This window comes from Agromyces seonyuensis, assembly GCF_009789225.1.
GTDB lineage: Bacteria > Actinomycetota > Actinomycetes > Actinomycetales > Microbacteriaceae > Agromyces > Agromyces seonyuensis.
Genome location: NZ_WSTA01000039.1, coordinates 15,966 through 33,176 on the forward strand (window position 1 = coordinate 15,966; position 17,211 = coordinate 33,176).

A 17,211-nucleotide genomic window follows, 5' to 3' on the forward strand; every position below is an offset into this window, starting at 1 on the left:
CGAATCCGATCATCATTCGGCGTGTCGGAGTTCCGGGAACCCTCGACGGTCTATTGAGGGTTGTCCGATTAGAACTTGACGGCTCCGAACTACACCGGTGTAATTACTGCAAGACACACCCTTCGGGTGGTCGGTACAACTGGGTGGGAGACGATATGGGCAATCCTGAATATCGTTCTGGCGTACCGGAAGACTGGTTCATCGATCCTGTTCGGCTCGGGGTTCCCGGAGTCCGAAAGAACATCGACGTCGAGGACGAGAATCCGCTGGCCTGGCAGAGCGACGCGCTGTGCGCGCAGACCGATCCCGAGGCGTTCTTCCCTGAGAAGGGCGGCTCGACGCGCGACGCCAAGAAGATCTGCACCGGCTGCGAGGTTCGCGGCCAGTGCCTCGAGTACGCGCTCGAGAACGACGAACGGTTCGGCATCTGGGGGGGAATGTCCGAACGCGAACGTCGCAAGCTGCGTCGCCGGGCCGTCTGACGGCCCGCGAACCGAGCGATGCGGATGCCCCGCGGGAGTCTTCCCGCGGGGCATCCGCGTTTCGCGCCTCGCCCCGGCGGGTCGGCCGCGGTCGTCCGAAGCGCCCGTAGGCTGACCCCGATGTTCCCCGGTATCTCCGCCGTCCTCGTCGTCCGTCACGGCGGCGATCGGCTGCAGCGAACCCTCGAGGCGATCGCCGCGCAACGCGGCACGCCCTCCTCGCTCGTCGTCGTCCTCCTCGAGCCGGACGATGCGATCCGCGAGCAAGTCGGCGGCAGCGGCGCCTCGCACGTCGTCGAACTGCCGAACGCCGTGCCCTTCGGCGAGGCCGTCGAAGCCGGCCTCAGGATGCTCCCGCCGAGCGGCGACGAGCGCGCGGCCCTCTGGCTCCTCGCCGAGGACACGGCGCCGGAACCGGGCGTGCTCGCCGCGCTCGCCGCAGCGCTCGAGACGTCGCCGTCGGTCGGCATCGCCGGGCCGAAGGTCGTCGAATGGGATCGCGCGGACCGGCTCGTGAGCATCGGTCGCACTATGACGCGGCTCGGCCGCACCGTCGAGCTCGTCGAACCGGGGCTCGACCAGGGGCAGGAGGACGGGCGCAGCGACGTGCTCGCCGTCGCCCCCGCGGGTCTGCTCGTGCGTCGCGCCGTCTGGGATCTCCTCGGCGGCTTCGACCCGGGACTGCCGCAGGTCGACGCCGGACTCGATCTCGGTGTCCGCGCCCGGCTCGCCGGCCATCGCGTCGTCGTCGTACCGGAGGCGCGCGTCGCGTTCGCAGGCGACGGGATTGCGGAGTCGTCGGCGTCGAAGCGGGGTCGGACACGTCGGCGGACGGATCGCCGCGTACGCCGTGCCGCGCTCCACCGCCGCCTCGCGTACGCCCCCGCCTGGGCGGTGCCGCTCCACTGGCTCGCCATCCTCCCGCTCGCGATCGCGCGCTCCATCGGGATGCTCGTCGCGAAGCGCCCGGCGGCCATCGGCGGGGAGCTCGCAGCGGCCGGGCAGGCGCTCGTCGGCGTCGGTGCGGCGGTCCGGGCGAGAGCGCGCATCCGGCGCACCCGGACCGAGCGCTGGTCCCGGCTCGCCCCGCTCCGGCTGCCGCCCGCGGAGGAGACCCGCCGTCGTCAGGCGGCGCGCGAACTGCGACGAGACCGCGCCCGAGGGCGCCGACACGAGCTGCACTTCCTCGCCGCCGGAGGCGGATGGGTCCTCCTCGTGGCGCTGCTCGTCTCACTGGTGCTGAACTGGCGCCTGCTCGGATTCACAGGCGTCGCAGGCGAGGCGCTCGAACCGCTCTCCGGCTCGGTCGCCGAGCTCTGGAGCAACGCCGCCTACGGGTGGCGCGAGCTCTCGGTCGGATTCCTCGCCCCGGCCGATCCGTTCGCGGGGCTGCTCGCGATCATCGGCACGCTCGCGTTCTGGTTCCCGCCCGCCGGGGTCACCCTGGTCTGGCTGCTCGCGATCCCGGCCGCGGCCATGGGCGCCTGGATGCTCGGGGCGCGTTTGTCGGATCGGGCGTCGGTCCGCACGGTCGCCGCGACCGTCTGGGCCCTCGCGCCCATGTTCCTCACCGCCCTCTCGGACGGTCGGCCCGCCGCCGTGCTCGTGCACGTGCTCCTGCCCTGGCTCGCGTTCGCCGCGCTCGGCGCGGCGGGCAGCTGGGCGTCGGCGGGCGCAGCCGCGCTGCTCTTCGCCGCGGTGATCGCCTGCGCACCGTCGCTCGCGCCGCTGCTCGTGGTCGCCTGGCTCGTCGCCCTCGTCCTCGCCGGCCGCGGCGCGGCTCGCGTGCTCTGGATGCCCGTGCCCGCGCTCGCGCTCGCGCTCCCCGTCATCCTGGCCTCGTTCGACGCGGGCGTCCCGCTCGGAGCGTTCGCCGACCCGGGGCTGCCCGCGCCGGGAGTGGAAGCGAGCGTCTGGCAGCTCGCGGCGGGCTTCCCGGGCGGCGGCTGGGGCGGCTGGGCCGAGGTCTTCGCCGCGTCCCCCTTCGACGCCGTCGACCCGCGCGTGCTCGCCGTCGCGCTGCTCGCGCCGCTCGCACTGCTCGCGGTCGGCTCGCTCGCCGCGCCCGCGGCACTCGACGGCCTGGCCGCATTGGCCTTCGCCGGCGGCGGCTTCGCGACCGCGGTGGCGGCGAGCCGCATCTCGGTCGAGACCATCGGTTCTGATTCCGTCGGGGTCTGGACGGGGGCCGGTCTCAGCGCCGGTCTCCTCGGCCTCCTCGTCGCGGCCGTCTGCGCGCTCCGAGCGCTGCGGCGGTACCTCCGCTCGCCACTGGCCGTCGTGCTCGCGGCGACGGGCGTCGTGGTCTCGCTCCCGCTCACGGTCGTGCTCGCGACGGGCGGTGCGGGCGTGCACTCCGCCGACGCGCGCACCCTGCCCGCCGTCGTGACCGCCGAGGCGGAGCACGATCCGAACGTGACGACCCTCCTCCTTGTGCCGGAAGAGGCAGGGGGCCTCCGCGCGACCCTCGAGCACGGCGCAGGCACGACCCTCGACGAGCAATCGACCCTCTGGTACACCGGCGCTCGCGCCGAGCAGACGGCCGAGCGCTCCGCACTGCTCGCGGAGGCAGCGGGCAACCTCGCCTCCCGGAGCGGGTTCGACGTGGAGGCGGCCGTCGAGGAGTTCGGCGTGCGCTACGTGCTGCTCGCCGCATCCGACGGCGAGGCCGGCGATGAGGCCGACGCGGTCCGCGATCGGGCGACGCTCGCGCTGGACTCCAATCCCGACGTCGTCGTGGTCGCCGACACGGCGTTCGGTCGGCTCTGGCGGGTCGTCGGGGCCGAGCCGGGCGAGCCGGGCGCGGCACCGCTCGCCGGCCCGGGCACGACCGGCCTCCTGGTCACGATCGTGCAGCTCGCGGTGCTCCTCGTCACCCTGCTCCTCTCCATCCCGGTCGGCGCGGCGATGGAGCCGGCCCGCGAGCGCCGGCGTCGACCGCGACCGCCGCGGCGGTCGCGTCGGGCGATCGCCGTCCCGCCCGAGGTCGAACCCGACGGCGATGCGGATGACGCGACGGCGGACTCGAACGCGGAGGATGCCGCGGCCGACGTGCTCCCGGAGGCGGAAGCCGAGCCCGATTCCGAGTCCGAGCCTGAACCCCAGTCCGAGTCCGAGTCCGAGCCGGACACCGCGCCGGAGGCGGATCCGCGGCCCGCACCGGCGGAATCGGAGTCCGAGCCGCAGCCCCGCTTCGGGACGGCCCCGGCGGAGACGGAGGCCCCCCGTGCCTGACGCCAAGCGCATCACGCGCGTCGCCCTCAAGTGCCTGGCCGTGCTCGCCGGCGCGGCGGCGGCCGGCGCGGTCGTGCTCACCGCGGCGGCCGTGGACTGGCCCGAGCATCGCGCCGAACCGCCGTCGGTGCTCGTGCAGCCCTCGGAGAGCCGACAGCTGCGCGTGTGCCCGGGACCGTTGCTCGAACTGGCGCTGGACGCCTCGGAGGCCGACGTCGCGAGCCCCATCGGCAGTGCCGCCCGCGTCGTCGCGGCTGTGCCGGACGACGCGGAGATCGTCGAGTCGGACCTCGTGGGCGACGGGACCTCGGTCGAGACGGCGCGCGGCGCGGTCGATCCGGGCCTCCTCGCCGCGGCGCAGTCGCAGGAGGCCGGGACGGACACGGTCCGCGGCCTCGCCGCCGTGAACTGCATCGAGGCGGTCGACGAGGCCTGGCTCGTCGGCGGTTCGACGGCGGTCGGTCGGTCGAGCCTCGTGCTGCTCGCGAATCCTGGCACCGTCGCCTCGACCGTCGAACTGCGCATCCACGGACAGGACGGCCTCATCGATGCGCCCGGCGCCGCGGGGATCGTCGTGCCCGCGGGTACGCAGCAGGCGATCTCGCTCGCGGGACTCGCCCCCGACGAGCCATCACCCGTCGTGCAGGTCGTCGCGACCGGCGCGCCGATCGCCGCGAGCCTCGAGCAGAGCGTCATCCGGGGGCTCGCGCCCGGCGGCGTCGACCTCGTCGGCGCGTCGGCGGCGCCGGCCGCCCGGCAGGTCGTGCCGGGCGTCGCGATCGCCGTCGCCGGCGGCGTCGACCCCGGCGAGGAGCATGCCACGGGCGACGACTTCGCCGCGGTCCGGCTCCTCGCGCCCGAGACGGACGCGGAGGCGGACATTCGCATCCTCGGCGCGGACGGCGCGGAGGTCGCGTCGTTCGGGGCGGCCCTCGTCGCCGGCGAGGTCCTCGACGTCCCGCTCGGCGAGCTCGCTGCGGGCGAGTACACGCTCGACGTCGACGCGGACGAGCCCGTGGTGGCCGCCGTACGGGTCGACACCGGCGAGGGCGACGAGCGGGATTTCGCCTGGGCGCAGGCCGCCGCCGCGCTCGGACAGCGTCAGCTCGTCGCCGTCGCGGCGGAGGACGGCGTGCTCGTCCTCGCGAATCCCGGCTCGACCGAGCGGATCGCGACGATCGCGGTCGACGGCGCGGAGCCGGGGGAGGTGCGCATCGCACCGGGCGCAAGCGCGAGCGTGCCCGTCGACGCGGGCAGCGGCATCCTGCTCGGCGACGCCGACGGACTCCGGGCTGCCGTCGTCCACTCGTCGGCCGGGCGGATCGCGATCGCCGCAGTGCAACCGCCGAGCCCGCTCGACTCCGCGATCCGGGTCTATCCCCGCTGAGTCGGCAGCGGCTTCGGCAGCGGAGTCGGGGAGCGCCGGGTCAGAAGCCGCGGTAGCGGCCGGGCGCGAGATCCCACGGGTCCTTGCCGAGCAGGTCGCCGACGGCGCGGTACACGCAGCTCTCGATGACGATGCGCTCGTCGACCTCGTCGCCCTCGTTCCGGCGGATGAAGCGCACGATGGGCAGGCGGAAGAAGGTCACGCGGCGGCCCACCCGATCGATGTGCCAGCGGTCGACGTGGTCGTCGTGGATCGCCTCGGCCGGCCCCTGCGCGACCTCGAAGACGACGCCGTCGAGGTCGGGATGCATCGAGCGCAGCGACTCGATCGTCGACGCCACCTGGAAGTCGAAGTCGTCGAGGCGCGTGCGCAGCAGGGGCAGGTCGGGGCCCGAGACGGGGGAGCGCATCCCGCGGCCGTGCCGGTCCCTCGCCAGTCGCCGGGAGGAGGCGGGCACGGCGCGACGCGGTCGAGGCATGTCGAGCAGCCTACCGGGCCGGCGGTGGGGCTAATCTGGGTGCCGCCATGACGAGAGCCTGTTCGCGGCCGGCGTGCTCCGCCGAAGCCGTCGCCACCCTGACCTACGACTACGCCGCGTCCATCGTGGTCATCGGTCCGCTCTCCTTCGTCCGCGAGCCGCACAGCTACGACCTCTGCGCCCGTCACGCCGAGCGCACCTCCCCGCCCCGCGGCTGGCAGGTCATCCGCCACGCCAAGCTCGCCTCCTGAACCCCGATATCGCCCGAGTCATCCGGTGCGCGCACGGCCCGGTGTTTGCCAGAATGGCAGGATGACCGCCACCAGCACTGCCTTCGACTTCAAGGTCCGCGACCTCGGGCTCGCCGCCGCCGGACGACACCAGCTCCGCCTCGCGGAACACGAGATGCCCGGGCTGATGGCTCTGCGCGCCGAGTTCGGGCCGACGCAGCCCCTCGCCGGCGCCCGCATCGCCGGCAGCCTCCACATGACCGTCCAGACCGCCGTCCTGATCGAGACGCTCGTCGCCCTCGGCGCGCAGGTGCGCTGGGCGAGCTGCAACATCTTCTCGACGCAGGACGAGGCGGCCGCCGCGGTCGTCGTCGGACCCGAGGGCACGCTCGAGGCGCCCGCCGGCGTGCCGGTGTTCGCCTGGAAGGGCGAGACGCTCGACGAGTACTGGTGGTGCACCGACCGCATCTTCGACTGGTCCGCCGAGGCGGAGGCCGCCGGCGCCGACTGGATCGGGCCGAACCTCATCCTCGACGACGGCGGCGACGCGACGCTGCTCGTGCACCTCGGCCGCGACTTCGAGGCCGCCGGCGTCGTGCCGGAAGCCGCCGCGGGCGACAGCGGCGAGTACCGCGTCATCCTCGAGACCCTCCGCTCCTCCCTCGCCGTGAGCGACGACCGCTGGACGCGCATCGCGGCCGAGCTGAAGGGCGTCACCGAAGAGACCACCACCGGTGTCCACCGCCTCTACGAACTGCACGCGGCCGGCCGCCTCCAGTTCCCGGCGATCAACGTCAACGACTCCGTGACGAAGTCGAAGTTCGACAACAAGTACGGCATCCGCCACTCGCTGCCCGACGGCCTCAACCGCGCCACCGACGTCCTCATGGGCGGTAAGACGGCGTTCGTCGCCGGCTACGGCGACGTCGGCAAGGGTGCGGCCGAGGCCCTCCGCGGCCAGGGCGCGCGCGTCATCGTCTCCGAGGTCGACCCGATCTGCGCCCTCCAAGCGGCGATGGACGGCTACCAGGTCTCGCGCATCGAGTCGGTGCTCGGCGAGATCGACATCTTCGTCACGGGTACGGGCAACAAGGACGTCATCACGGCCGAGCATCTCCAGGGCATGAAGCACCTGGCGATCGTCGCGAACGTCGGCCATTTCGACAACGAGATCGACATGGCCGGCCTCGAGGCCGTGCCCGGCGTCGAGAAGGTCGAGATCAAGCCGCAGGTGCACGAGTGGCGCCTGCCGACCGGCCGCTCGGTGCTCGTGCTCTCGGAGGGCCGCCTCATGAACCTCGGCAACGCGACGGGCCACCCCTCGTTCGTGATGAGCAACTCGTTCACCAACCAGGTGCTCGCGCAGATCGAGCTCTGGACGCGCCCCGCGGAGTACCCGATCGGCGTGTACGTGCTGCCGAAGCACCTCGACGAGAAGGTCGCCCGCCTCCACCTCGACGCGCTCGGCGTCGAGCTCACCGAACTCAGCCCCGAGCAGTCCTCCTACATCGGCGTGCCGGTCGAGGGCCCGTACAAGGTCGACCACTATCGCTACTGACCGGCGGGCCGAGCGATGACGGCGAGCGGATCCGAGCCGGCACCGGAGCGGAGCGAGCTCGAGCAGGCCACGGCCTGGCTCGAGCAGATCACCGGCGATCCGCTCGCCGGGGCCGTGCGCGGCGTGCTCGAACTCGTGGACGTGCCCGAGCCGGTCGGCCGCGGTCGCTTCCGCCCGGTCGAGCTCGGCGGCATCGCCTCGGCCGAGGGAGTCCCGCCGACGCCCGTGCGGCTCTCGGTCGTGCTCGACCGACGCCACTGGCCCGCGGCGGGCGCGCGTCTTCCGGCGCGCATCCCGCCGGCCCGCCCGGCCGACCTCGAGGTCGATTGGGACGCGCTGCGGCGTTGAAGCGCAGCACGACGGATGCCCCGGAGCGCTGCTCCGGGGCATCCGTGCGTTCGGCGGGCGGACGTCAGTTGAGCGCGGGCGTGTCCGCCGGGATCGTGCCGTCGGCGTACAGGTCGGTCGCGAGGTCGCGCAGCGCGCGCAGGGCGACGCGCTGGGGCAGCGGTCCGTAGGAGATGCGGGCGACGCCGAGGGCCTCGTACTCGGCCGCGGGCAGTGCGCCCGGCAGGCCGATGACGGAGAGCCTGCCGACGCCGAGACCCTCGACGAGCCGCTCGACGACGGCGCGATCGTGGCCGCCCGGCACGAACACCAGTGCGGCTCCCTCGTCGAGGAAGGCGCGGCCGCGCGCGATCGCATCCTCGATGCTCGCGTCGAGCGGTCGGTCGCCGCCGCGCACGATCGCATCGGTGCGGGCGTTGAGCTGGAACGCGACGCCCTCGGCCTCGGCCGCGGCGATGATCGCGCGCACCCGGGCGACGGACTCGTCGAAGGGGCGCAGGCGGTCCTCGACGTTCGCGCCGACGACGCCGAGCCCGATCGCGCGGCGCACGGTCTCGCCCGGTTCGGCGTAGCCGTCGTCGAGGTCGGCGCTCACGGGCAGTTCGACCGCGTCGACGATGGTCTTGATCCCGGCCAAGGCGGTCTCCAGGGGCATCCCGCCGTCGGCGTAGCCGAAGCTCGCTGCGATCGAGTGGCCGGCGGTCGCGATCGCGCGGGTGTCGGGCAGGTCGGCGACGGTTTTCGCGCTGATCGCGTCCCAGACGTTGACGACGCGGAGGATCTCGGGGGCTTCGTGGAGGGTCTTGAGCGCGAGCGCGCGGGTCTGAACGGACATCCCGCGAACCTATCGCCGGATCAGCGCTCGGGGAAGCCGACGGGCCGGGCGTTCAGCGTCGGTTCGAGCGCCGTCAGCCGCGCGTTCTCGAGTTCGAGGGCGGCGAGCTCCCGTTCCCGCCGGACGGCGGCGATCGCCGCGAGCGCGAGTTCCGGCGGCGCGGCGGGCATGGGAGCCACGAACGCGGCGGCCTCCGCGACGAGCCCCTGCGCCGCGGACGCCCGGCGATCCGGCGTCAGCGAGCCGACGTGCGTGAAGAAGGCCGCGATGCGGCGCGCGAGTCCCGCGGGCAGCCGGCCGACGTCGGCCGTCGCGGCCCACGTCTCGAGCCCGGCGGGGACGGCGAAGGCCGCGGACGGCGGCGTCGGGACCCGTTCGATCTGGGCGTGGGTGCCCGCCAGGAAGTCGCCGATGCGTTTGCCCTGCGGGTTCAGGAGGCCGACGACGAAGGCGAGTCCGCCGAGGGTCATCCAGATCTCGAGCACGCCGACGAGGGCGCGCACCAACGCGTGCCGCAGCACGATGCCGCCGCCGTCGTCGCGGACGACGCGGAGGCCGAGGGCGAGCTTGCCCAGGGAACGGCCCGAGCTCAGCGTCTCGACGACGGTCGGCAGGAGGACGAGCAGGGCCACCGCCCACACGATCGCCACGGCGCGGCCGGCCGCCTCGTCGAGCCCGAGGTCGAACAGCGAGTTCGTGAACCAGACCGCGAGGACGAGCCCGGCGACCGTGACGAGGACGTCGATGGCCGCGCCCGCCGAACGGAGCACGACGCCCGCGGAACGGACTTCGAGCGCGACCCCTTCGCCCGTGACGAGCGCGTCGACGTCGGCGGCTGGGGGAGCGGCGTGCGCAGGGCCTCGGGACACGCCTAGAGTCAAGCACATGGATCTCGACGCCCTTCGCGCCGCCCGACAGGACGACTGGGAGCGCCTCGACGCCCTCGCGAAGCGCGGCCGCGTCCTCGACGGCCCCGAGACCGACGAACTGGTCGAGCGCTACCGCGCCGGCGCCTCCGACCTCTCGCTGCTGCAGTCCACGGCGGGCTCCACCGCGATCGGCGACCGGCTCTCGGTGACGCTCTCGCGGGCACGACTGCGCTTCACCGGGATGCCCGAGCAGCCGCTCGCGGCACTCGCCCGGTTCGTCGCGCTCTCGCTGCCGGCCGCGCTCTACCGCATCCGCTGGACGACGCTCGCCGTCGCGATCGCCACCGTCGTCGTCGCCCTGCTGTGGGCGTGGTGGATCCTCGCGGACCCGCGCGTGCTCGCCTCGCTCGGCAGCGACGCCGACTTCCGCCAGCTCGTGGAGCACGACTTCGTCGACTACTACTCGGAGAACCCCGCGGCCTCCTTCGCCGGCGCGGTCTGGACGAACAACGCCTGGATCGCCGCCCAGTGCGTCGCGTTCGGCATCACGGGGATCTGGGTGCCGTACGTCATCCTCGGCAACGCCCAGAACCTCGGCACGACGGGTGCCGTCATGTTCGCCTACGACGAGGGCGATACCTTCTTCGCCTACATCGCCCCGCACGGGCAGCTCGAGCTGTGGTGCGTCTTCATCGCGGCGGCGGCGGGCCTGCACATCTTCTGGGCCTGGGTCGCGCCGGGCCGTCGCACGCGCACGGCCTCGCTCGCGGCCGCGGGCCGTTCGCTCGTCACCGTCGCGATCGGCACGGCGTTCTTCCTGCTCGTCTCCGGCATCGTCGAGGGGTTCGTGACCCCCGCACCGTGGCCCTGGCCAGTGAAGATCGGCATCGGCACCCTGGCCTGGGTCGCGGTGCTCGTCTACACGTGGGTCGTCGGGCGCCGTGCGGTGCGGGCGGGCGAGACGGGCGACCTGGCGGAGTTCGACCGCGGCGTCCGGGCGCCGGTCGCGGGCTGACCGCGCACCCCGAGAACGGAACGGGCCCCGGCGATGCCGGGGCCCGTCGTGCGTCGCGGAGCGTTCAGCGCTTGTCGGCGTAGAGGATACGGCCCACGAGACCGGCGATGATCGCACCGACGATCGGGGCGACGATCGAGAGCCACACCTGGCCGAGGGCGTCGGGGCCGCCGTAGATCGCCGTCGCGATCGAGCGGGCCGGGTTGAAGGAGCCGTTGGAGAGCGGGATGGCGACGAGCGCGATGACCGTCAGCGTGAAGCCGATCGCCAGGGGCGCGAAGCCCGCCGCGGCGCGGCTCGAGGTCACGCCGAGGATGACGAGGAGGAACGCCGCCGTCGCGACGATCTCGACGAGCAGCACGGTGACGAGGCTCGAGTCCGACGGCGAGAGCACGCCGTAGCCGGTCGACGCGCCGGCGAAGCTCGCCGCGGCGTCGAAGCCGTTCGTCGCCGCGAAGATCGCGAGGAGCAGCGTGGAGCCGAGGATCGCGCCGACGAGCTGGGCGACGACATAGGGCAGCACGTCCTTCCAGGCGAATCGTCCCGCGACGGCGAGGCCGATCGAGACGGCCGGGTTGAAGTGGCCGCCCGAGAGCGGGCCGAAGGCGTAGGCGCCGATGACGACCGAGAGGCCGAGGGCGAACGCGACGCCGAGGAAGCCGACGTTGAGGTTGCCCTCCCCGCCGCCGAAGCCGGCGCTGAGCGCGGCGCCGATGACGCCGAAGACGAGCAGGAAGGTGCCGGCGACTTCGGCGCCGAGCTTCTGGACGGTGGTGGGTGTGGAAACGGCCGCGGCAGTGGACATGGATGACCCCTTCGGTCGTGGATGAGGAAGATCGGCGCGCTACGACGAGGGCCGGACGGTGACCGACTGTATCGGTCGGCCGGAGGCCGTCGCCCGCGCCACGCGACCCGTCACAAAAAGCCGCCGCCGGCGACCGGCGCCGCTGTCGGAGTGCGCCAATCGTCCGTGCGTTCGTGGCGTGCAGCGGCACCGAGCGCCGGAGCGCCGTGCGCGAGCGCGGATCCGGCCGCCATCAGAGCCGGCCGGCGGCCTTGAGCGCGAGGTAACGGTCCGCGAGTGCGGGCGGCAGATCCGCCGGCGCCGCCGCGACGACGTCGCCGCCGAGGCGCCGCACCGCTGCCGCGAGCCGATCGTGGTCGAGCAGCGCCCGCTCGGCCGCCGCTGCGCGGTAGACCGCGGCGACGTCCTCCCGATCGGCGCTCGCCGTCGCCAGCGCCGGGTCCAGCACCGATGCGACGAGCACGAGATGGTCGCGCGCGAGTTGCGGCAGCATCGCGAGCAGGCCGCGGGAAGCCCCCGGGGAGTCGAGCGGGGTCAGGACGACGACGAGCGAGCGCGAGGCCGTCAGCGAACGGACCTGGGCCGGCAGACCCGCCCAGTCGGCCTCGATGAGCTCGGCCTCGACCCCCGCCATGGCGTCCACGAGCCGGACCGTGAGCTTCGGTCCGGTCACGCCGTGCACGCGCGCCCGGGCACGTCGATCCCAGGCGAGGAAGTCGACGCGGTCGCCCGCATGTCCCGCGAGGGCGGCGAGCAGCAGGCTCGCCTCGAAGGCGGTGTCGAGCCGCGGTTCGTCGGCGATGCGCGCGGCCGCGGTGCGCGAGGCATCCGCGACGATGACGATGCGCCGGTCGCGCTCGGGGCGCCACGTGCGCACCATGAGTCGCTGCGCGCCCGGCACGGCGGGGTCGTTGCGGCGAGCAGTCGCCCGCCAGTCGATCGAGCGCACGTCGTCGCCGTCGACGTACTCGCGGAGCGAATCGAACTCGGTGCCGCGGCCGCGGATCGCGACCGGCGTCGCCCCGTCGAGCTCCCGGAGCCGGGCGAGCCGGCTCGGCAGGTGCTTGCGGGACCGGAACGGCGGCAGCACCCGGAGCCGGCCGGGTGCCGCGAGCGTCGCCTGTCGTGCGGCGAGGCCGAGCAGGCCGGTGCTCCGGACCGTCACGGCCTCGCTCGTGCGGTCGCCGCGTCGCCACGGCACGAGGGTCGTCTCGATGCGTCGGCCTTCGCCCGGCGGCACCATGACGCGGGCTCGGTTGTCGCCGACGAGCCCCGCGGACGGCGGCCAGCCGTCGCGCACCGTCGCGCGCACGCGGCGCGAGCCGATGTTGGACAGCACGAGCGTGGAGACGACGGGTTCGCCGAGACGGACCCGATCGGGCAGGCGGCGTTCGAGCGCGAGTGCGCGCGGCGATCCGGCGAGCGCCGCGTCGAGCCCCGCGAGCGCGGCGACGAGCGCGACCCAGCCGAGCAGCATCCACCAGGCGGCGTCGCCGGCCAGCACCACCGGCACGATGCCGAGGGCGAGCAGGACGACGAAACGGACGGTCAGGGCCATCAGGGATGCCGGATCAGAACGGGACCCGCACCTGCTGCACGACCGAACGCAGGACGCGATCGACGTCGACGCCCTCGAGCTCGGCCTCGGGCTGCAGCTGGATGCGGTGGCGCCACGTCGGCACGAGCATCGCCTGCACGTGGTCGGGGGTGAGCGCGTCGAAGCCGGTGAGCCACGCCCACGCCTTCGCCGAGGCGAGCAGGGCGGTCGTGCCGCGCGGGCTCACGCCGAGTCGCACCGACGGGCTCTGCCGGGTCGCGCGCGCGAGGTCGACGAGGTAGGCGAGCAGCTCGTCGCTCGCCCGCACGCGGGCAGCGGCCGCTCGGGCGGACCGCAGCGACGTCGCATCGAGCACGGGACGGACGCCCGCCGACGCGAGGTCGCGCGGGTCGAACCCGTCGGCGTGGCGGCGCAGCACGCCGAACTCGGAGTCGCGGTCGGGGACCTCCAGCACGAGCTTCAGCAGGAAGCGGTCGAGCTGCGCCTCGGGCAGCGCGTACGTGCCCTCGTACTCGATGGGGTTCTGCGTCGCCGCGACGATGAAGGGGTCGGGCAGCGGCCGCGTCACGCCGTCGCTCGAGACCTGCCGCTCCTCCATCGCCTCGAGCAGTGCGGACTGCGTCTTCGGCGGCGTGCGGTTGATCTCGTCCGCGAGCAGCAGGTTCGTGAACACCGGCCCGGGGCGGAAGTCGAATCGGCCTTCTCGCGGGTCGTACACGAGGGAGCCCGTGACGTCGCCCGGCATGAGGTCGGGCGTGAACTGGAGCCGGTGCGTCTCGAGGCCAAGGGTGCGGCTGAGCGTGCGCACGAGCAGGGTCTTCGCCACGCCGGGCACGCCCTCGAGCAGCACGTGGCCGTTCGCGAGGAGGGCGACGAGCAGACCCGAGACGGCGCCGTCCTGGCCGACGACCGCCTTGCCCACCTCGGCGCGCACGGACGCGAAGGCGGCGCGCAGCTCGGCGTCGGGGCGAGAGGTTGCGGCGGGCGGCGCCGGGTTCGGGGCGGGTGCGGGATCGGTCATCGTCGGTCCTCCTGGGACGGGTTCGGGTCGGGACGGGGCGCCGTGCTGCGGCGGACGTCATCCGGTCGGGTTGCGCGGCGCACCTCGGCCTCGAGGGCGTCGATCGCGCGGGCGAGCTCGGCGAACTCGGTGTCGCTCTGCGGCGCCCGAGCGACGAGGAGCGCCTCGATCTCGGCGGGCGCGCGGCCGGTCGCCGCTGCGGCCGAGCCGACGACCTCGGCGACCGTCGCCCGGCGGCCGAGGCGCAGCAGCCCCGCGAGACGGCCGATCGCGCCCATCCGCAACTGGTCGAGCGCGTGCGTGCGGCCGCCGGAGCGTTCGTAGAGCCGGGCGCGGCCGAGCGAGGTCTCGGCGGCGGGCACCTCGACCGGGAGCGGCTCGACCACGAGCGGGCCGAATCGGCGGCCCGCGACGATCGCCGCCGCGACGGTCGTCACGATGAGCAGGATGACGACGGGGCTCACCCAATCGGGCGCGAGCTCGCTCGTCGTCGGAGCGGCGGCGGCATCCGCGTCGTCGAGCCCGGGCTGGTACCAGACGAGCCGCTCGTGCGCTCCGAGCATCCCGATGGCGAGCGCCGCCGAGCCGTCGCGATCGATCGACTCGTTCGCGAAGAGCTCCGTCGACGGCACGACGCTGCGGCGGCCGTCCGAGCCGAGCATCGTCGCCACGGCCGCGCGGTCGTCGGCGTCGGCGAAGCACGTCGTCCAGCCGTCGGCCTCGGCCTCGGCCTCGGCGTCGAGCGAGAGCGTCGCGAGCCCGTCGGGGAGCTCGCCGGCCTGTACGGCGGGCGAGAACTCGCAACCGGCGTCCTGGAGCGGGCCGTCGGCGGTGCCGGCGAGGCGCACGCCCGGGGCGAGATCGGCCAGGGCGCCGACCGTGGGGTCGACGACGACGAGGTCGGCGTCGACCTCGGCGAGGCGTTCCCGCCGTTCGTCGTCGAGCACCAGGCCGACGTCGTGGAGGAGCACGGTCGACTCGCGGGCCTCGGCGGCCGTGAGGGCGTCGTCGAGGGAGTCGACGGGGACGACCTCGACGCCGTGGTCGCGCAACACCTCGACGAGCGCGCGGGCGCCTGCCGGGGCGGCGTTGTCGGCGCCGAGCGGGACGCCCTCTGGGCGCGAGCCGCCCTGGACGGCGAACAGGCCCACGGCGGCGACGACGAGCAGGGCGGCGAGACCGATCCAGACGCGGCGACGCCGCAGGCTCGCGGCGAAGGTCGGGGACACCGCCTCGGCCGGGCGGGCGGCCGCGGTCGTGGGGCTCACTGGAGCGCTCCCGTGGGCACGGCCGACGGCTCGGGCGTCGACGCGACGAGCGCCGCGTCGAGTTCGCGCAGGCGGGCGTCGTCCTCGGCTCCGGCGGCGGCGTCCAGGAAGCGCACCCCGTCGAAGCGTTCGGCGCCGGCGTCGAGGTCGCCCGCGAGGGCGGGGAATCGGATGCCCGCTGCACGGGCCGCGGCGCGGGCGGTCGTGCCGGGGTGGACGGGGACGAGCTCGCGTTCGTCGAGTCCGCGGACGATCGCGCGGAAGCGCTCCTCGAGGGCGAGCACCCAGTCGCCGGCCGCGGCCGCGGCGTCGGCGGCGCGGCGCAGTTCCGCCGCGCTGCGCCGGTCGTCGCCGCCGAAGAGCGCGACCGGGGCGCGGTGGCGGGTGATCGAGCGGGGACGGCCGAAGATCGCGAACGCCGCCACGACGAGTGCGGTGATGATGACCGCGACGACGAGGGCCAGCACCGGGACGGACCCGCCGCCCCCGGAGAAGAGCCCGGCGACCCAGTCGAGGAAGCCCGACACGAGGCGGTCGAACGGCGTGGGTTCCGCCGCTCGGTACCGGGGTTCGCCGAGCTCCCGCAGGATCCACTCGCGGGCCTCGGGGCCGTCGGGCAGCACCGGCGGCTCGAAGCGGATCGAGGGGAGCGTCGGGAAACTCACCACGCGGTCGCCGACGGGGCGGGGTCGAACGACTCGGGCGATCCCGGCGCGGCGAACGGATCGCCGGTCGCCCTGCCGGCCGCGCGCGCCTCGACCACGCGCTGGAGCTCGAGGTCGAGTCCCTCGCTGCGCATCCGCTGGTCGATCGTGACGATCGCGCCGATCGACGACGTGACGACGGAGGCGAGGCCGCTCACCAGCATGGTGATGACGAGGGTGAGGACGCTGACGCCGATCGAGACGCCGAGGTACGCGCCCGAGTAGGTCGGATCGATCACGCCGCCGAGCAACGGGCCGAGGAGGCTGATCGGGAGGGTGACGACCTGCGCCGCGGTCTGCACGATGGCCTGGATGAGCAGGAGCACCCCGAAGATGGGCCAGAAGCGGCCGCGGGTGAGCCGCCAGGAGCGGGCGATGGCGGCGCCGAGTCCCGCGCGCTCGAGGACGATGATCGTCGGCACGGCGACGAGCTTGGTCTGGAGCCAGAACGCCAGCACGACCGCGCCGAGACCGAGCGCGAGGCCGAGGATGACCGCGATGACGACGCCGGCGGGACCGCCCAGCACGACGCCGCCGAAGAAGAGCCCCGCGAAGAAGAGCATCGCGACGAGGACCACTGCGCCGACGAGCAGCGCGTAGCCGATGAGCGGCCACACCCGCCGTCCTGCGGCCCTCCAGAGTTCGCCGAACCGTGCGCGCTCGCCGAGGGTGCCGCGCGCGACGTCGGTGATCACGACGCCCTGGAGGAAGGCGGCGAAGACGACGCTGACGAGCGAGAGCGCCAGCGCGGCCAGGATGACGGCGCCGATCGAGCCGGCGAGGACGAGGTCCGAGTCGTCGGCGGTCGCCGACTCGGATCGCGAGACGGCCCAGAACACCACGGGGATGAGCAGGAGCGTCGAGACGAGCGTCGAGGCGACGCCGACGAGGAGGCCGCTGCCGACCACCGGTCCGGCGTTGCGCCGGATCTCCTGGAACGGCGCGGCGAGGAGTTGGCCGAAGCCGAGCGGCCGGAGCGGGAGCAGGCCCGGCTTCGGCGGCGGGCTCCAGGCCGGCGCCCCGTACTGCGCGGCGTACGCGCTCGTCGCGTACTGCGGTACCGGGTACTGCGGCGTGCCGTGCGGCGGGGCGGGATACTGCGGTGCGCCGTACTGCGGCGAGGTGCTCGGGTCGGGGTACGGCTGAGCCGGGTACGGCTGCGGCGGGACTGCCGGGGCGCCGTACGGCGGGGCGTACTGCGTCGCGCCGTACGGCGGGGCGTACTGCGTCGCGCCGGGATCCGGCTCGGGCGGCGCGGCGCGGTCGGGACCGGCGGCGCCGGCAGGATCGACGGGATTCCACTGCTGCTCGGACACGTGCTCGGGCTCCTTCCGCTGGCGCCCATGCTCGCACACCCGGGCGGGCGCCGGCCGCCGCCGTCCACACCGCGCCCGCACAGGCGGCCAGGACCGGCGGCCG

Annotated in this window: 16 protein-coding genes; 7 read left to right on the forward strand and 9 right to left on the reverse strand. The window is 74.3% G+C overall.

What is annotated here, in order from left to right:
• Window positions 1-155 precede the first annotated feature (155 nt).
• The 3 genes from GB864_RS09905 to GB864_RS09915 all read left to right on the forward strand — a co-directional run bounded on the left by GB864_RS09905 (window position 156) and on the right by GB864_RS09915 (window position 5,103).
• The gene (locus GB864_RS09905; RefSeq protein ID WP_160424561.1) at window positions 156-482 is read left to right on the forward strand and encodes a WhiB family transcriptional regulator; all 327 of its coding nucleotides are present in this window, start codon (window positions 156-158) and stop codon (window positions 480-482) included.
• Between the two features lie 120 nt (window positions 483-602).
• Window positions 603-3,716 carry a glycosyltransferase gene (locus GB864_RS09910; RefSeq protein ID WP_160424562.1) on the forward strand — a complete coding sequence of 1,038 codons (3,114 nt, stop codon included), beginning with the start codon at window positions 603-605 and terminating at the stop codon, window positions 3,714-3,716.
• On the forward strand, window positions 3,709-5,103 hold the full coding sequence (locus GB864_RS09915) for a DUF5719 family protein (RefSeq protein ID WP_160424564.1): 1,395 nt from the start codon (window positions 3,709-3,711) through the stop codon (window positions 5,101-5,103). The genes GB864_RS09910 and GB864_RS09915 overlap by 8 nt, the downstream gene beginning before the upstream one ends.
• A gap of 40 nt (window positions 5,104-5,143) precedes the next feature.
• Here the strand turns inward: GB864_RS09915 and GB864_RS09920 are convergent, their stop codons facing one another.
• Complete coding sequence (locus GB864_RS09920) at window positions 5,144-5,581, reverse strand: hypothetical protein (protein ID WP_160424566.1); 438 nt, start codon at window positions 5,579-5,581, stop codon at window positions 5,144-5,146.
• A gap of 47 nt (window positions 5,582-5,628) precedes the next feature.
• On the opposite strand from GB864_RS09920, the gene GB864_RS09925 reads away from it, so the two are divergent.
• From GB864_RS09925 to GB864_RS09935, 3 genes are all read left to right on the forward strand, one after another.
• Window positions 5,629-5,832: a DUF3499 family protein gene (locus GB864_RS09925; protein WP_160424568.1), complete on the forward strand. Its 204-nt coding sequence runs from the start codon at window positions 5,629-5,631 to the stop codon at window positions 5,830-5,832.
• A gap of 61 nt (window positions 5,833-5,893) precedes the next feature.
• A complete protein-coding gene (ahcY, locus tag GB864_RS09930) occupies window positions 5,894-7,369 on the forward strand; it encodes an adenosylhomocysteinase (RefSeq protein WP_160424571.1) in 1,476 nt (491 codons plus the stop codon).
• Window positions 7,370-7,384: 15 nt separating this feature from the next.
• Window positions 7,385-7,717 (forward strand): hypothetical protein, encoded by a 333-nt coding sequence (locus GB864_RS09935; protein ID WP_160424572.1) that lies wholly within the window; start codon window positions 7,385-7,387, stop codon window positions 7,715-7,717.
• Window positions 7,718-7,781: 64 nt separating this feature from the next.
• Here the strand turns inward: GB864_RS09935 and GB864_RS09940 are convergent, their stop codons facing one another.
• Together GB864_RS09940 and GB864_RS09945 are read right to left on the reverse strand one after the other, a co-directional pair.
• Window positions 7,782-8,552 (reverse strand): isocitrate lyase/PEP mutase family protein, encoded by a 771-nt coding sequence (locus GB864_RS09940; RefSeq protein ID WP_160424575.1) that lies wholly within the window; start codon window positions 8,550-8,552, stop codon window positions 7,782-7,784.
• A 20-nt stretch (window positions 8,553-8,572) separates the two neighbouring features.
• On the reverse strand, window positions 8,573-9,421 hold the full coding sequence (locus GB864_RS09945; RefSeq protein WP_336603950.1) for an RDD family protein: 849 nt from the start codon (window positions 9,419-9,421) through the stop codon (window positions 8,573-8,575).
• 16 nt (window positions 9,422-9,437) lie between these two features.
• Between GB864_RS09945 and GB864_RS09950 the strand changes: the two genes are divergently transcribed.
• Entirely contained in the window at window positions 9,438-10,436 is a 999-nt protein-coding gene (locus GB864_RS09950) for a stage II sporulation protein M (RefSeq protein ID WP_160424579.1), read from the forward strand.
• A 64-nt stretch (window positions 10,437-10,500) separates the two neighbouring features.
• Here GB864_RS09950 and GB864_RS09955 read toward each other — a convergent pair whose 3' ends face one another.
• From GB864_RS09955 to GB864_RS18970, 6 genes are all read right to left on the reverse strand, one after another.
• Window positions 10,501-11,241 carry an aquaporin gene (locus GB864_RS09955; RefSeq protein WP_160424581.1) on the reverse strand — a complete coding sequence of 247 codons (741 nt, stop codon included), beginning with the start codon at window positions 11,239-11,241 and terminating at the stop codon, window positions 10,501-10,503.
• A gap of 232 nt (window positions 11,242-11,473) precedes the next feature.
• A complete protein-coding gene (locus GB864_RS09960) occupies window positions 11,474-12,799 on the reverse strand; it encodes a DUF58 domain-containing protein (RefSeq protein ID WP_160424583.1) in 1,326 nt (441 codons plus the stop codon).
• 13 nt (window positions 12,800-12,812) lie between these two features.
• Entirely contained in the window at window positions 12,813-13,820 is a 1,008-nt protein-coding gene (locus GB864_RS09965; protein WP_160424585.1) for an AAA family ATPase, read from the reverse strand.
• Window positions 13,817-15,088: a DUF4350 domain-containing protein gene (locus tag GB864_RS09970; RefSeq protein ID WP_160424586.1), complete on the reverse strand. Its 1,272-nt coding sequence runs from the start codon at window positions 15,086-15,088 to the stop codon at window positions 13,817-13,819. The genes GB864_RS09965 and GB864_RS09970 overlap by 4 nt, the downstream gene beginning before the upstream one ends.
• On the reverse strand, window positions 15,085-15,756 hold the full coding sequence (locus GB864_RS09975; RefSeq protein ID WP_160424588.1) for a DUF4129 domain-containing protein: 672 nt from the start codon (window positions 15,754-15,756) through the stop codon (window positions 15,085-15,087). The genes GB864_RS09970 and GB864_RS09975 overlap by 4 nt, the downstream gene beginning before the upstream one ends.
• Window positions 15,750-17,108, reverse strand: a complete 1,359-nt coding sequence (locus GB864_RS18970) for a glycerophosphoryl diester phosphodiesterase membrane domain-containing protein (protein WP_160424591.1) — start codon at window positions 17,106-17,108, stop codon at window positions 15,750-15,752. The genes GB864_RS09975 and GB864_RS18970 overlap by 7 nt, the downstream gene beginning before the upstream one ends.
• Window positions 17,109-17,211 lie beyond the last annotated feature (103 nt).